The 14263-nt window shown below is 50.5% G+C and carries 14 protein-coding genes and 1 other annotated feature; of the genes, 2 read left to right on the forward strand and 12 right to left on the reverse strand.

What is annotated here, in order from left to right:
• Window position 1: 1 nt before the first annotated feature.
• The 12 genes from pheT to AC1UKS_RS12595 form a co-directional block, all read right to left on the reverse strand.
• Window positions 2-2389 carry a phenylalanine--tRNA ligase subunit beta gene (pheT, locus tag AC1UKS_RS12540; protein ID WP_482433852.1) on the reverse strand — a complete coding sequence of 796 codons (2388 nt, stop codon included), beginning with the start codon at window positions 2387-2389 and terminating at the stop codon, window positions 2-4.
• 15 nt (window positions 2390-2404) lie between these two features.
• A complete protein-coding gene (gene pheS / locus AC1UKS_RS12545) occupies window positions 2405-3388 on the reverse strand; it encodes a phenylalanine--tRNA ligase subunit alpha (RefSeq protein ID WP_053143492.1) in 984 nt (327 codons plus the stop codon).
• An 80-nt stretch (window positions 3389-3468) separates the two neighbouring features.
• Window positions 3469-3592, reverse strand: a sequence feature (Phe leader region).
• On the reverse strand, window positions 3543-3587 hold the full coding sequence (gene pheM, locus AC1UKS_RS12550; RefSeq protein ID WP_001386830.1) for a pheST operon leader peptide PheM: 45 nt from the start codon (window positions 3585-3587) through the stop codon (window positions 3543-3545). (Overlaps the previous feature by 45 nt.)
• Window positions 3593-3674: 82 nt before the next feature.
• Window positions 3675-4031: a 50S ribosomal protein L20 gene (gene rplT, locus AC1UKS_RS12555; protein ID WP_013201905.1), complete on the reverse strand. Its 357-nt coding sequence runs from the start codon at window positions 4029-4031 to the stop codon at window positions 3675-3677.
• 40 nt (window positions 4032-4071) lie between these two features.
• On the reverse strand, window positions 4072-4269 hold the full coding sequence (rpmI, locus tag AC1UKS_RS12560; protein WP_004157374.1) for a 50S ribosomal protein L35: 198 nt from the start codon (window positions 4267-4269) through the stop codon (window positions 4072-4074).
• 91 nt (window positions 4270-4360) lie between these two features.
• Window positions 4361-4912 carry a translation initiation factor IF-3 gene (gene infC / locus AC1UKS_RS12565; RefSeq protein ID WP_071822113.1) on the reverse strand — a complete coding sequence of 184 codons (552 nt, stop codon included), beginning with the start codon at window positions 4910-4912 and terminating at the stop codon, window positions 4361-4363.
• A gap of 3 nt (window positions 4913-4915) precedes the next feature.
• Window positions 4916-6844, reverse strand: a complete 1929-nt coding sequence (thrS, locus tag AC1UKS_RS12570) for a threonine--tRNA ligase (protein WP_482433853.1) — start codon at window positions 6842-6844, stop codon at window positions 4916-4918.
• Window positions 6845-7253: 409 nt separating this feature from the next.
• On the reverse strand, window positions 7254-8165 hold the full coding sequence (locus tag AC1UKS_RS12575) for a manganese catalase family protein (RefSeq protein ID WP_265910268.1): 912 nt from the start codon (window positions 8163-8165) through the stop codon (window positions 7254-7256).
• Between the two features lie 65 nt (window positions 8166-8230).
• Window positions 8231-8737 carry a ferritin-like domain-containing protein gene (locus AC1UKS_RS12580; RefSeq protein ID WP_265910267.1) on the reverse strand — a complete coding sequence of 169 codons (507 nt, stop codon included), beginning with the start codon at window positions 8735-8737 and terminating at the stop codon, window positions 8231-8233.
• A 205-nt stretch (window positions 8738-8942) separates the two neighbouring features.
• Window positions 8943-9419, reverse strand: coding sequence for a YciE/YciF ferroxidase family protein (locus AC1UKS_RS12585; RefSeq protein ID WP_482433856.1), 477 nt, complete (start codon window positions 9417-9419; stop codon window positions 8943-8945).
• Between the two features lie 1117 nt (window positions 9420-10536).
• Window positions 10537-11292: a DUF481 domain-containing protein gene (locus AC1UKS_RS12590; protein ID WP_013201902.1), complete on the reverse strand. Its 756-nt coding sequence runs from the start codon at window positions 11290-11292 to the stop codon at window positions 10537-10539.
• Between the two features lie 375 nt (window positions 11293-11667).
• On the reverse strand, window positions 11668-12801 hold the full coding sequence (locus AC1UKS_RS12595) for an ABC transporter substrate-binding protein (RefSeq protein ID WP_482436970.1): 1134 nt from the start codon (window positions 12799-12801) through the stop codon (window positions 11668-11670).
• Window positions 12802-12948: 147 nt separating this feature from the next.
• On the opposite strand from AC1UKS_RS12595, the gene ghoS reads away from it, so the two are divergent.
• Window positions 12949-13242 (forward strand): type V toxin-antitoxin system endoribonuclease antitoxin GhoS, encoded by a 294-nt coding sequence (gene ghoS / locus AC1UKS_RS12600; protein ID WP_482433857.1) that lies wholly within the window; start codon window positions 12949-12951, stop codon window positions 13240-13242.
• 107 nt (window positions 13243-13349) lie between these two features.
• Window positions 13350-14243, forward strand: a complete 894-nt coding sequence (locus tag AC1UKS_RS12605; protein ID WP_265910264.1) for a fructosamine kinase family protein — start codon at window positions 13350-13352, stop codon at window positions 14241-14243.
• Window positions 14244-14263 lie beyond the last annotated feature (20 nt).

Raw genomic sequence — 14263 nt, forward strand, 5'->3', positions numbered from 1 at the left:
TTCAATCCCTCAAGGATGCTTGGAATCGCTCTTTCAGTGCCTCTACGCATTTTGCAACGGTAGCGGCAATCTCATCTTCTTCGAGTGTCCGGGCGGTATCTTGCAAAATCAGGCTGATAGCGAGGCTCTTAAAACCTTCATTTACGCCCTTACCGCGGTACACGTCAAACAAGTTTACGCCAACTACCTGATTTACGCCAACTTTCTTACACTCTGTGATGATATCTGCTGCAGGGACGTTTTCAGCCACGACAACGGCGATGTCGCGACGGTTTGCCGGGAAACGGGAAATGCCGCTAGCATCAGGCAGGACGCGGTCTGACACCTTGTCCCACTCCAGTTCAAACACCACAGTACGGCCGTTAAGATCCAGTTTCCGTTCAAGTTCTGGATGCACCACACCGATAAATCCGATGCGATCGCCGCGTAAATAAATTGCTGCGCTCTGTCCCGGGTGCAAAGCAGGATTTGCTTCCGCGCGGAACTGAATCTCAGACAATTTACCGGTAAGTTCGAGGACGGACTCCAAATCACCTTTCAAATCATAGAAGTCAACTGCCTGTCGCGCCAGATCCCAATGCTCTTCATTACGCGTACCGCTGATTACACCGGCCAGCATAACATCCTGACGAATGCCAAGGTTTGCCTGAGTATCAGGCACAAAGCGCAGGCCGCTTTCAAACAGACGCACACGGCTTTGTTGACGATTCTGGTTATACACCACCGCAGACAGCAGGCCCGTCCACAGCGAAAGACGCATCGCCGACATTTCAACCGAGATTGGGCTTGGCAGCACCAGATTCTCTTCGCCCGGGTGCAGCAATGTCTGGATCTTAGGATCGACGAAGCTGTAAGTGATCGCTTCCTGATACCCTTTATCGACCAGCATCGATTTCACGCGCTTGAGCGAAAGATTCGCTTCGCGGTGCTTAGTCATAATCAGACCGGCCTGCACCGGCACGTCTGGAATGTTGTTATAGCCATACACGCGAGCCACTTCTTCGACCAGGTCTTCTTCAATTTCCATATCGAAACGCCAGCCCGGCGCGACCGCCTGCCAGAAACCCTCACCTTCGGTCACTTCACAGCCCAGACGACGCAGAATGTCGCTGACTTGATCATCAGCTACAACGTGGCCAATCAGACGGTCCAGCTTTTCACGGCGCAGCGTGATGGTGGCACGCTTTGGCAACGTCTCTTCATTGGTGACATCGATTACCGGGCCAGCTTCGCCGCCGCAGATGTCCAGCAACAGACGCGTTGCGCGCTCCATCGCTTTAAACTGCAGCTGCGGATCAACGCCACGCTCGTAACGGTGTGACGCATCAGTATGCAAACCGTAGCTACGCGCACGTCCGGTGATGGAGAGCGGGTTAAAGAACGCGCACTCGAACAGCACATTGCGGGTCTCTTCGTTCACACCTGAGTGTTCACCACCGAAGATGCCACCCATGGCCAACGCTTTCTGATGATCGGCGATCACCAGCGTGTTCGCTTTTAGTTTGGTTTCAGTGCCATCCAGCAGGGTCAGCAGTTCACCCTCTTCTGCCAACCGCACCACGATACCGCCTTCGAGACGATCGAGGTCGAAAGCATGCATCGGCTGGCCCAGTTCAAGCAGCACAAAGTTAGTGATGTCGACAACCGGATCGATAGAGCGGATGCCACAACGACGCAGCTTCTCTTTCATCCACAGCGGTGTTGCCGCCTTAACGTTGATGCCTTTCACCACCCGGCCCAGGTAACGCGGGCAGGCTTCTTTCGCGTCAACACGGATTGGGAAGGTGTCCTGTACCGTTGCCGCCACCGGTGAGAAGTCTGGCTCAGTCAGGGTCATTTTGTTCAGTACGGCCACATCACGTGCCACACCAATAATGCCCAGGCAGTCCGCACGGTTCGGCGTGACGCTAATTTCAATGGTGCTGTCATCAAGCTTCAGGAACTCACGGATGTCCGTTCCAACCGCCGCATCCAGCGGCAGCTCAATAATCCCGTCGTGATCGTCGGAAATACCCAGCTCAGAGAAAGAGCACAGCATCCCTTCTGAAGGTTCGCCGCGCAGCTTAGCTGCTTTAATTTTAAAATCACCTGGCAGTACGGCACCGACCGTCGCCACGGCCACTTTCAGTCCCTGACGGCAGTTAGGCGCGCCACAGACGATATCCAGCAGGCGATCGCCGCCGACATTAATTTTAGTGACGCGCAGTTTATCTGCGTTTGGGTGCTGGCCACATTCCACCACTTCACCCACCACCACGCCATGAAACGCGCCGGCGACAGCATCAACGCCATCCACTTCCAGACCTGCCATGGTGATCTGTTCTGACAGTGCTGCACTATCAATAGCCGGGTTAACCCACTCACGTAACCAGAGTTCGCTGAATTTCATTGGTTTGACCCGCCCTTATTTAAACTGTTTGAGGAAACGTAAATCATTTTCGAAAAAGGCGCGTAAATCGGTCACGCCATAGCGCAACATGGTCAGGCGCTCCATACCCATCCCGAACGCAAAGCCAGAGTAAACTTCTGGATCGATGCCGACGTTACGCAGAACGTTAGGGTGAACCATGCCGCAGCCCAGCACTTCCAGCCACTTGCCGTTTTTACCCATCACATCCACTTCGGCAGACGGTTCAGTAAACGGGAAGTAAGAAGGACGGAAGCGAACCTGCAAATCTTCTTCGAAGAAGTTGTTCAGGAAATCATGCAGCGTGCCTTTCAGGTTGGTAAAGCTGATGTTTTTATCAACAATCAGTCCTTCCATCTGATGGAACATTGGCGTGTGGGTCTGGTCGTAATCGTTACGGTAGACGCGGCCCGGGGCGATGATACGGATTGGCGGCTGCTGGTTCTTCATGGTGCGGATCTGCACGCCAGAAGTCTGGGTACGCAGCAGGCGAGTCGCATCAAACCAGAAGGTATCGTGATCGGCACGTGCCGGGTGATGGCCAGGAATATTCAGCGCATCAAAGTTATGGTAGTCATCTTCGATTTCCGGGCCCGTTTCCACGGCAAAGCCCAGTTCACCAAAGAAGGTTTCGATACGATCGATGGTACGGGTTACCGGGTGCAGGCCACCGTTCTCGATGCGACGGCCAGGCAGTGAGACATCAATGGTCTCTTCTGCCAGACGCGCGTTTAGCGCAGCCGACTCCAGCGAGTCTTTACGCATGTTCAGCGCTTCCTGAACCTGCTGCTTGGCTTCGTTGATGACCGCACCGGCTGCCGGGCGATCTTCCGCAGGCAGTTCACGCAATGTTGTCATCTGCAGCGTCAGATGTCCTTTTTTCCCCAGATATTCAACGCGTACCGTATCTAACGCGGCAACATCGTGAGCATCAGCGATGGCCGCTTTCGCGTTAACCACCAGTTCTGCGAGATGTGACATGCTTTCCTCTTCTTCCAGCCGCCGTGGCCGGTCTGTTTTTTTATGTGGACGAGCATTCGTCCGTTATCAGCTACGCCAGAAACAAAAAAGCCTCCACTGGGGAGGCTTTAAGCGCGATTTTTCGTTTCTTTTCTTTGCGCACAAGCCCCGATATTCAGGTGCTAAAGTAAAAAAAGAAACGGAAAATAGCAGCATTCATGCTTGCGATACCTTGTACAGAAAGAACGGGTGGTGCTTCAGTGAACAAAAAATAAAAGAGGGAGACAAGCTCCCTCTTCCACCTGACTTACGCCAGAGCTGTTTTCGCTTTCTCAACCAGTGCCGTGAAGGTCACTTTGTCGAAGACTGCGATGTCAGCCAGAATCTTACGGTCGATTTCAATAGAAGCCTTTTTCAGACCATTAATGAAACGGCTGTAAGACATTCCGTTAGTGCGTGCCGCTGCGTTGATACGCGCGATCCACAGCTGACGGAACTGACGCTTCCGCTGACGACGGTCACGGTAAGCATACTGACCAGCTTTGATAACAGCCTGGAAGGCAACGCGGTAAACACGTGAACGTGCACCGTAATAGCCTTTAGCTTGTTTTAAGATTTTTTTGTGACGTGCGCGAGCAACTACACCACGTTTTACACGAGCCATTTAGCTCTCCTGTTTAATATTCTGTTAAAAAAAAATAGACTTATGCGTACGGCAGGCAGGCAATAACCAGACCCAGATCGCCTTTAGAAACCATGCCTTTCGGGCGCAGGTGACGTTTACGCTTAGTAGATTTTTTAGTCAGAATATGACGCAGGTTAGCGTGTTTACGCTTGAAGCCACCAGAGGCGGTCTTCTTGAAGCGCTTAGCCGCGCCACGTACAGTTTTAATCTTTGGCATTTAAAAACATCCACTTCGCATTGTTAATAAAATGAATCAGACAGGCGAATAAAAGTCCGGGCCGAAGCCCGGACTTCGATTACTTTATGGCCTACTGCTTCTTCTTCGGAGCCAGCACCATGATCATCTGACGACCCTCGATCTTCGAAGGGAAGGATTCGACGATAGCCAAATCGATGTCTTCACACAGATCTTTACGGACGCGGTTAAGCACTTCCATACCGATCTGCTGGTGCGCCATCTCACGTCCACGGAATCGCAGCGTGATTTTGGCTTTGTCGCCCTCTTCGAGAAAGCGAATCAGGTTGCGTAGTTTTACCTGATAGTCGCCATCATCGGTACCAGGACGGAATTTGATTTCCTTAACCTGGATAACTTTTTGCTTCTTCTTCTGTTCTTTAGAAGATTTGCTTTTTTCGTAAAGGAATTTGCCGTAATCCATGATACGGCAAACGGGCGGCTCGGCGTTAGGGCTGATTTCAACTAAATCAACACCTGCTTCCTCAGCTTTTTCCAAAGCTTCATTCAGACTGACAATACCAATCTGCTCGCCATCGACGCCAGTCAGTCGTACTTCTGTGGCGCGGATTTCTCTGTTAATGCGATTAGGACGCGCCGGTTGAACTCGTTTTCCGCCTTTAATACTTTATTCCTCCAATTGATGAAGATTGCGACTGCGAATTTCATCTTGCAGCTTCGCGATCACTTCGTTTACGTCCATGCTACCCAGGTCTTTACCACGGCGGGTGCGAACGGCAACTTTGCCAGATTCCACCTCTTTATCACCACAGACCAACATATACGGGACACGTCGTAAAGTATGCTCACGGATTTTAAAGCCAATCTTCTCGTTTCTCAAGTCCGCTTTTGCACGAATGCCCGCATTCTGCAGTTTTCGGGTCAATTCTGCAACATATTCGGACTGGCCATCGGTGATATTCATCACCACAACTTGTACTGGAGCCAACCAGGTCGGGAAGAACCCGGCATACTCTTCGGTCAAAATACCGATAAAGCGCTCCACTGAACCCAGAATTGCACGGTGGATCATCACCGGCACCTGACGCTCATTATTTTCCCCAATATATGAGGCACTCAGACGGCTCGGCAATGAGAAATCGAGCTGAACGGTACCACACTGCCATGCGCGATCCAGGCAGTCGTGCAGGGTAAATTCAATCTTAGGACCGTAGAAGGCGCCCTCTCCCGGCTGATATTCGAACGGGATGTCGTTCTCTTTCAGCGCGGCAGCCAGATCGGCCTCGGCGCGATCCCACTGTTCTTCAGTACCGATGCGTTTTACCGGACGGGTAGACAGCTTCACCACGATTTTTTCAAATCCGAAGGTGCTGTACATGTCATACACCATGCGTATGCAGCTATTTACCTCAGTACGCACCTGCTCTTCTGTACAGAAGATATGGGCATCATCCTGAGTAAAGCCACGCACACGCATCAGACCGTGCAACGCGCCTGATGGCTCGTTACGGTGACAGCTACCGAACTCCGCCATACGTAACGGCAGGTCGCGGTATGATTTTAGACCCTGATTGAAAATCTGCACGTGGCCGGGGCAGTTCATTGGCTTGATGCAATATTCCCGGTTCTCCGAAGAGGTGGTGAACATCGCTTCTTTGTAGTTTTCCCAATGCCCTGTTTTTTCCCACAGCACGCGGTCCATCATCAATGGGCCTTTCACTTCCTGATAGTCATACTCAGTCAGCTTGCTGCGCACAAAGACTTCCAGCTCGCGGAAGATGGTCCAGCCGTCGTTGTGCCAGAACACCATGCCCGGCGCTTCTTCCTGCATGTGATACAGGTCAAGCTGCTTACCGATTTTACGGTGATCGCGCTTGGCCGCTTCTTCCAGGCGCAGTAAATAGGCAGCCAGCTGCTTTTTATCTGCCCAGGCAGTGCCGTATATGCGCTGCAACATTTTGTTGTTGCTGTCGCCACGCCAGTAAGCACCAGAAATTTTCTGCAGCTTAAAGTGGTGGCAGAAACGCATATTCGGCACGTGCGGACCACGGCACATATCGACATATTCTTCATGATGGTACAGACCAGGCTGGTCATCATGGCTGATGTTTTCATCAAGAATGGTCAGTTTGTACGTTTCGCCACGTGCAGCAAACGCATCACGCGCTTCCTGCCAGCTCACTTTCTTCTTGATGACATCGTAATTTGTTTCAGCCAGCTGGTGCATACGCTTTTCCAGCTGCTCAATGTCTTCCTGGGTCAGGGTACGGTCGATATCAACGTCGTAATAGAAGCCGTTGTCGATCACTGGACCAATAGCCATCTTGGTGTCAGGCCACAGCTGTTTGATAGCGTGTCCCAGCAGGTGAGCACAAGAGTGACGAATGATCTCAAGACCGGCTTCATCTTTTGCGGTAATGATAGCGACATTGGCATCCTCGGTGATCGGATCAACCGCATCTACCAGTTCACCATTCACGCGGCCAGCAATACAGGCTTTCGCGAGGCCAGGACCGATGTCCTGAGCAATGTCCATCACGCTGACGGCGTGATCAAAAGAACGCTGACTTCCATCAGGAAGAGTAATAACAGGCATTTAATATCCTTAATTGCAGTGGTAACCCATACGCAAGGCTACATACAAAAGTCGTATTTAGTTTGTACATCAATGGCTTAGCACTTGAAACCAACTCACATTTGTCGATTTGGTGTAAAGCCTGGTACACATATTCAAAAGTGTTTGTTTCGTCATTACTTCTGAAGGAGGGCTATCTTACACTTCACAGGGGTAAATTGCACGGTAAGCAATCACTTGAAGACAGGCATTGAGGTAGGAACGCTCTCACCATGGACCATTAGGCGTTGCGCAATGCGGCAACATGACGGGCGAAATCAGCCTTAACCTCGGCACTGATGATATTAACGGTTGCGATGTCAAAGAAAACCAAACATGTTGCTATCCCTGTAAAAAAAGACCCGGCTTGCGGGTCTTGTTGATTGGCTTTTCACTCCGCCCGTTTTGGCTTACGCCCCGCCACAGTTTCATTTTCAATGGGCGGGACGGCCCCGATATCCGTTCCCGTTACCGGATTTACATCGGGGTCGGAAGCCGTTCGTGCAGCCAGAGCATCTAGCGCCGCCTGTTGTTTTGCCGGTAGCTGAACGCTGGCCGTTCCGTCGCCGCCATCCACTGCCGGCGTCGGGTTGGTGACATAATCAAAATTCTCATCAGAATTCCAGCTGCCTCTTACCTCCCCCCCTTCAGACATGTCGTAATACACGCTGGCATACTTCTCAATAGGGGGCAGCTTACCCGGTGGGAAATTGTTCTGGATAGAATACAACGCTTTTTCAAACGAAATCTGGTGCGCGACTTCACGTGTCATCAGGAACCCCAGCGCATCTTTCACACCCGGATCGTCTGTCATATTTATCAGGCGTTCATAGAGTATTTTTGCCCTCGCCTCAGCAGCAATATTCGATCGAAGGTCGGCCGTAACCTCTCCGATCGTGTCTATGTACGCCGCAGTCCAGGGTACACCAGCCGAATTAGTTAAAGCGGGGCCGCCGCCATACAGCAGCGATGTCAGGTGACTGTCGTTTCCGTTACCGGTAATGGATCGATAAAGGTCACCCTCCTTCTCGGTACCTTCAGCCAGCTCACCTTTGACACCTTTATTAAGCATTCCTACCAGAGATCCAATGATTTCAAGGTGACTGAGTTCTTCAGTGGCGATATCCATCAGCATGTCCTTACGGCCCGGATCTTCATCTCCTAATCCCTGAGTAAAGTAACGGCACGCCGCAGCGAGTTCGCCCTGCGGGCCGCCAAACTGTTCAAGTAAAAGGTTAGCCAATCCTGGGTTGGGACCTGCCACGCGTACGGTATATTGCAATTGCTTCACATGTCTGAACATTGCTCACTCCAAATAAGGGATATTGGCATTTTGCAAAGGTGCAACGATGCCATCGGTCTGTTTAATTATTTTTTGGCTTCGACACCGGGCGCTTCGGATCGAATAAGAAACTGCACGGTGACATCCGGGAGGTGGGTCAGGCACCAGTCGGACATCGCCTGTTCCTGCTGACGTATTTGCTCAAAAATACGTACGCCCTCGACATCGCCGACTTGTTCTGCTGCTGCTATCAATGACGTGTAACTGGCTATTTCAAGGTTCTCAAATACGTAGCCGCTGATAGCGCCTTTGACAACTTCGTCATCAGCCATCATTCCGCCCATAGCCTGGCCCATTGCAGAAATTTTCCCCAGGGTGTCCTTAAAGGTTGAGCTGGAAGTATCGTGCCGGTCGATAACCGACTGGACCAGAACCTGTTGTTGCCTGGTTTCTTCGATATGCTGTTCAATTCGGGCTTTAAGATCAGGATAATGCTCAAGACGAGATGCCATTTTTTCAAGCATGGACTCCGCCTGCTTTTCCATGGCATGGGCGTCTTTAACCCATGCAAGATAGTTTTCAATTTGAGTCATGGTATTACCTCACAAATGCGCTAATTCTCTCCATTACATGGTGTTAAATCACAAGAGAGAATCGGCTGCAGGGGTATGGATTCAGTTATTCTCAACGAATTAAATCAAGGATGAGCTGAAATGGATTTACAACCCGTAAAGAGGATAGAAATATCGGGGCGATCGCAGTGTGCGGTAAGACACATTTGATGATAAGCATGTGTTATCAGGATTGTTGCTCTGCAATACCCGTTAACTTTTCATCCGTCGCTTTTTCTTCCGCGAGGGTCTCACCCAGAAGTTTTGCCGCTTCCTTATACCCAAGCTTCAGGGCCAGAGCTCGCAGCGTGCCATATGCCGCCATTTCGTAGTGTTCCACTTTTTGCGCAGCACCAATCAGACCTGCATCACGCACAGGACCCGCTTCCACCGAGTCGATAATTTCCTGCGCTTCTTCAGCAAGTCCTTCAAGGGCATGGCACTTCATCCTTTTAATACGCACGCCTTCAGTGGAGTCAACCAGTTGATCAAGTCGTTCAATCTGCCCGCGGGTTTCTTCCAAGTGTTGTTGGAATGCTGCAACAAGATTTTCATCAGACGCTGCACGCGCCATCTTGGGCAGGGCCCGGGTAATCTGTTTTTCTGCACTGTAAATATCAGATAAGTCATGAATAAATAAGTCTTCTAGTGTTTTAATAGTCATATAGACTCCGGTAATAAATGGATTTTAAATCGACATTGCAAAAATTAACTCACTTCCTAAGTGTAGTTTGATAATTAAATAAAGATGGCGTGTAGCTGTGTTTTCCTGTCAGAAAGCAGAATAATGAAAATCAAAAGGCGACGATAGCGGTATGGTTAACCATAATAAATGAGGAAAAAGTTGTACAAATCAAAAAGAGATGTGAAGGTTTAATTTTGCATGTGCATGTAACCTATCAACTTTAAAAGGTATAAATCTACATTTAGGTGTCATTTTAAGAACGCAACCTTTTTTGATTTTTTATTTTCCATTTTGAAAAAAATTTTTTGTTCGTAATGGCTTTTTTATCAAGCATGAGGATGAAATCATCTCAGTTGTGCAATTCAGGTAACAAGCAAACCCCTCCGCCCCATGGGGCAGTAAACGTTCGACTGGGCGTATATTGCATGAATCAGTCAGGACGTGAGGAGTAAAGGCCTCTCTTATTCAGCTCGACGCCCCGGACAAAATCAGACTGGATTTTGCGTTAAATAATTACCGCCGTCCTGTATGAGGGAAAGATTTCAAATAAATCAGCAAGCAAAAAAAAAGGCCGCCGGAGGGCAGCCCTGATAAACCTGTTCTAACAGCACCTCAGGCACTTAATCGCCCCTGGCCGTCTTTTTATCGCAACACTCAACGCGTCATTACTGGTATAGAATGTTCCGAGAAAAAGCCTTTCATCTTTTATTCGGGTCATCTCCATACAGCCCGTCTTGTGCACAACTAACTTTGCCCTTAACTTCCTGGAATCTTCCATGTAGTAGTAATCACCCATATTTTACCCCGATATAACGGTGTCCTTTATCCGACAGTAACATGCAGGGTTTTAAATATATTAATATTCGTCATGAAAACCTTATATTAAGAAATATCTTTAGCAGAATGCGTTACACACGCATGTATGTGATTAAGCAGCGTGAACTTCTTACGTCCTTTACCTACATCGTTGCAACCACAACGCCGGTGGTTACTGCAGGTGTGAGAATAGTCTCTTGAGGCTGTTGCGGGGTATCGGTTTGAGGGGACAGGGTCAAATGTAAAGAGATTCGGGCCGATACGCTCGGCCCGGTACGCATTACATCGCGTAGGACAACATGATGGTTGTCTTGGTGTCGGTTTTGTCCGGAGCAGAATCAGGTGGATTCTGGTTCCAGGTCACGTTATAAGCCAGCTTCAACGAGAAGGACTGGTTGATAGCAACCTGCAAACCGGTTTCGGAGTTGACTGTCGTATCGTCACTTCCCAATACGGAAACACCCTGAATGAACTTGGTGGTGTCGGTTAGCTGCCACTGGTAGCTCAATGCACCGTATGCCAGCGCGGTGGTATCGTGGCCACCGTCATGATAATCGTCATAACGCACGCCCGGACCGGCTTCCACACGCAGCGAGTGCACCGGGCCGTTCAACAGCTGGCGACCATAACCTGCCGCCAGGAATGAACGACCGTCGTAACCGTTGAAGCGGTCGCTGAGCCAGCTGGCCTGACCGAACAGGTAGTCATAGCTGTTCATGTTGTAACGTGTACGGCCACCAACCTGGTAAGTTTCTGAAGAACGCTCGTCGTTAGACGATGTATTGCTGGCGTTGCCCCACAGGCTGTAAGCGGTATTTGGCTGATACCAGGTCATGTTGGTATTGGCGGTCAGCGAGGAGCTGGTGGTGTTACCGGTCTGTGCCAGGTAACCCGCCGATGCACTCCCATCAAAATCCTTCTTTGCCGTGGAAGGGTCATCCATGACCGTAAAGACGTTGTTGTCTGCCAGAGCTTGATGGCAAATCGCTCCCCCGGAGAGCAAAAGAACTACAGACAGCTTGTTAAGCGCTTTCATTAAGTGTGACCCATACGACAGTTTAAAAAGAGTGAGTCTGAAGGGTTTTGCAGGACGATCAATGCCTTTTACGGTAAGAAACGTAACATTTTATGAAATCGCTCTTTTTACCTGGCGCATTGGCAAAATCAGACTCTGAATGAGAGGATTCTCATTAACGCGGCGAAGTATAATGGTTATTTAGGCATTAGCCAGCACTGAGTAAATGAGATTTTTCTTTGAAAGGGGCTAAAAAGATGTCATTTAGTGTCAAAAAATCTCTCAATGTTAATGCCGACGTAAGAGTTTGTCCGCGCTAAAAGTAAATCAATTAAAAAGGACGACCGTTACGGAACGCCCTTTTCTCATCACACCGACTTCAGGTATTCCTGGAAATCAGTTTGCCGGTGCCTGAGCACCCAACACACCCTTCCCTAACGGCACTTTGGTGAAGCGAGTGACAATTTCTTTCCAGGTGTTAGCCGGGTCAAGTTCGGTAAACTGCTGCGGATAGATGAACTTCGCCAGGTACTCCAGTCCGACAATATTGTACGGATGGTTGTAGAAGTTATGATACAGCCCGTAGAAGCGATGGTTGCTGATGGCGGATACCTCAGTGAAGCCGGGACGCTGCTTCATCTTATCGAAAGCCTGATCGACCTGTGCCTGCGTCACGTTGTAGCCGAACGGCACGGCCGCATTGTTTTTGCTTGCCCACTGCGATCCGGAAACGATATAGACATCAGGTTTCATGGCGATCACTTTTTCCAGCGAAATATCGCCAGTGGCGCCAGGCAGTAGCCCGGAACCGATATTTTTAGCGCCAACCGCCTCAACCATGGCTCCCCAGCCGACATGGGCGTGAGTAAAGCAGCAGGATTCCAGGCCACCCAAACCGGCTTTGGCTTCGATAAACACCTGCGGTTGCGGCTTCACGTCGCGGGTCTTATTAATGATGGCCTGATAATGCTGCTGATAAAAATCGGTATAGGCCTTCGCTTCGGACTCACGGTTCAGCGCCACGCCCAGTGACGTGATGCTTTTCGGCGTGTCGACAACCGGCTGCTCAAAGGTGTCAATAAACAGCACCGGGATGCCAAGCTGTTTCATTTTATCCAGCACGCCACCCTGGCTCAGCGAAGGTTTAGAGCGCAACTGCGCAATCATCAGGTCAGGATGTTCGGCGACCACACTTTCAAGATTCACCTCACCCTTGTCGCTGAAGCCCATATCGATGATCTTTTTGGCTTCCGGCCATTTCTTCTCCATCAACTCCCACGTCGGTGCATCACTTTTCTTCAGCAGGTTGTTCCAGGCAACCAGACGCTGGAAAGGATCGTCACGGTCCAGCAGCGCCAGCGTCAGAATATCGCGGCCATCCTGTAGCACGACCCGTTTCGGCTCCTGCTTCAGCATAACCTGTTGGCCATCGCTGTCGGTCAGGGTTACCGGATAGGTGGTGGCAACGGCAGAGAAAGTGGCGGTGGAAAGCGCCAGCAATGTGGCAAGCAGGGAGAATTGAGGCTTCAGTAGCACGTCGGGCTCCGGAATGAACGTCAAAAGAAAGGGTCACAATAGTAATGATAATTACTTTCATTGGCAACATTCCCCCGCCCGGGATCCCCTTTCCTGCCGATGGGCTATGCTGAAAATCACGGATTAACAATGAGGTGAATTATGAGTGCTTCTGATATTGCGCAATACGTCGTGACCTTACGTTATCAGGAAGAAGGCCTTTCTGACGTTCTGGAACTTAATAGCGTGCTGACCAACGGCGGTTTCAGCACTTCGCTGACCGATGCGGATGGCACTTCCCATCAGCTGGGTACCAACAGTTTCGGCATTACCAGCCCGCAAGATAAAGAGACGATCCGCGAACAGGCAGAAAAACTGGCCGAGGTGGCGTTAGGTCAGAAACCTGAAGTCGATGTTCAGACCTTCGAAGCCTTTTTGCAGGACAACAAAAGCTAAGGTTGTGTAAAAAATGCGCCATGCTTTGCGCAGGCGCTGGTTTTGATTATTCTTTAAGCGCTATTATTCGTTAGTCCTGCAAGACACAGCGAAAAGAGGAAACCGCCATGTGGTCAGCCATTAGTCGTCTGTTGAGTGAGCAGTTAGGCGATGCTGAAATCAGCCAGCGTACGGAGTTACCGGGTGGCGACGTTCACCCGGCATGGCATATTCGTTATGGCGAGTATGATGTCTTTGTAAAGTGTAACAGCCGCGACATGCTGAATCTTTTTGCCTGGGAGGCCGATCAGCTTCAACTGCTGGCACGCACCAAAACCGTTCGCGTACCGGCCGTCTATGGCGTCGGCAGCGATCGCGAAGTGAGTTTTTTGCTGTTGGAATACATTCCTTTGCAACCGCTCGATCGGCACAGCGCCCACCAGCTGGGTCAGCAGCTGGCCCATCTGCATCAATGGAGCGAGCAGGCGCAGTTCGGTCTCGACTATGACAACAATCTCACCACTTCCCCTCAGCCCAACAGCTGGTTAAAACGCTGGTCCATCTTCTTTGCTGAACAGCGCATTGGCTGGCAACTTCAGTTAGCCGCCGAAAAAGGCATTCAGTACGGCGATATTGAGCTGATTACCCGTTGCGCGCAAACCGCATTAGGGAGCCATCACCCTCAACCTTCCCTTCTTCATGGCGATCTCTGGCCTGCCAACTGTGGTGGCAGCAGCAGTGGACCCTGGATCTTCGATCCTGCCTGCTATTGGGGCGACCGTGAGTGTGATTTAGCGATGCTGTCGTGGTATGCGGATTTGCCGTCGGAAATCTTTCAAGGTTATGAATCCGTCTGGCCGCTGCCGGCAGATTATCTTCAGCGTCAGCCGGTGTATCAGCTCTATTATTTGCTTAACCGGGCGAATGTGTTTGGTGGGCACTGGTTTGGAGAGGCCCAGCAGGCGGTTGGTGCGCTGCTGGATGCCGATGAACTGGGCAAAAAACATGCCCGCCCGGCCTGAAGTGTGCTTCAGGCCGGTTT

This window comes from Erwinia sp. AK-PDG3-5, assembly GCF_056821705.1.

Bases quoted from the DNA above. Each gene is read 5' to 3' on its own strand.
- thrS (WP_482433853.1), bottom strand. From the start codon at position 6,844: ATGCCTGTTATTACTCTTCCTGATGGAAGTCAGCGTTCTTTTGATCAC.
- pheS (WP_053143492.1), bottom strand. From the start codon at position 3,388: ATGTCACATCTCGCAGAACTGGTGGTTAACGCGAAAGCGGCCATCGCT.
- AC1UKS_RS12605 (WP_265910264.1), top strand. From the start codon at position 13,350: ATGTGGTCAGCCATTAGTCGTCTGTTGAGTGAGCAGTTAGGCGATGCT.
- AC1UKS_RS12590 (WP_013201902.1), bottom strand. From the start codon at position 11,292: ATGAAAGCGCTTAACAAGCTGTCTGTAGTTCTTTTGCTCTCCGGGGGA.
- rpmI (WP_004157374.1), bottom strand. From the start codon at position 4,269: ATGCCAAAGATTAAAACTGTACGTGGCGCGGCTAAGCGCTTCAAGAAG.
- rplT (WP_013201905.1), bottom strand. From the start codon at position 4,031: ATGGCTCGTGTAAAACGTGGTGTAGTTGCTCGCGCACGTCACAAAAAA.
- AC1UKS_RS12580 (WP_265910267.1), bottom strand. From the start codon at position 8,737: ATGACTCAAATTGAAAACTATCTTGCATGGGTTAAAGACGCCCATGCC.
- AC1UKS_RS12575 (WP_265910268.1), bottom strand. From the start codon at position 8,165: ATGTTCAGACATGTGAAGCAATTGCAATATACCGTACGCGTGGCAGGT.
- pheT (WP_482433852.1), bottom strand. From the start codon at position 2,389: ATGAAATTCAGCGAACTCTGGTTACGTGAGTGGGTTAACCCGGCTATT.
- AC1UKS_RS12585 (WP_482433856.1), bottom strand. From the start codon at position 9,419: ATGACTATTAAAACACTAGAAGACTTATTTATTCATGACTTATCTGAT.
- ghoS (WP_482433857.1), top strand. From the start codon at position 12,949: ATGAGTGCTTCTGATATTGCGCAATACGTCGTGACCTTACGTTATCAG.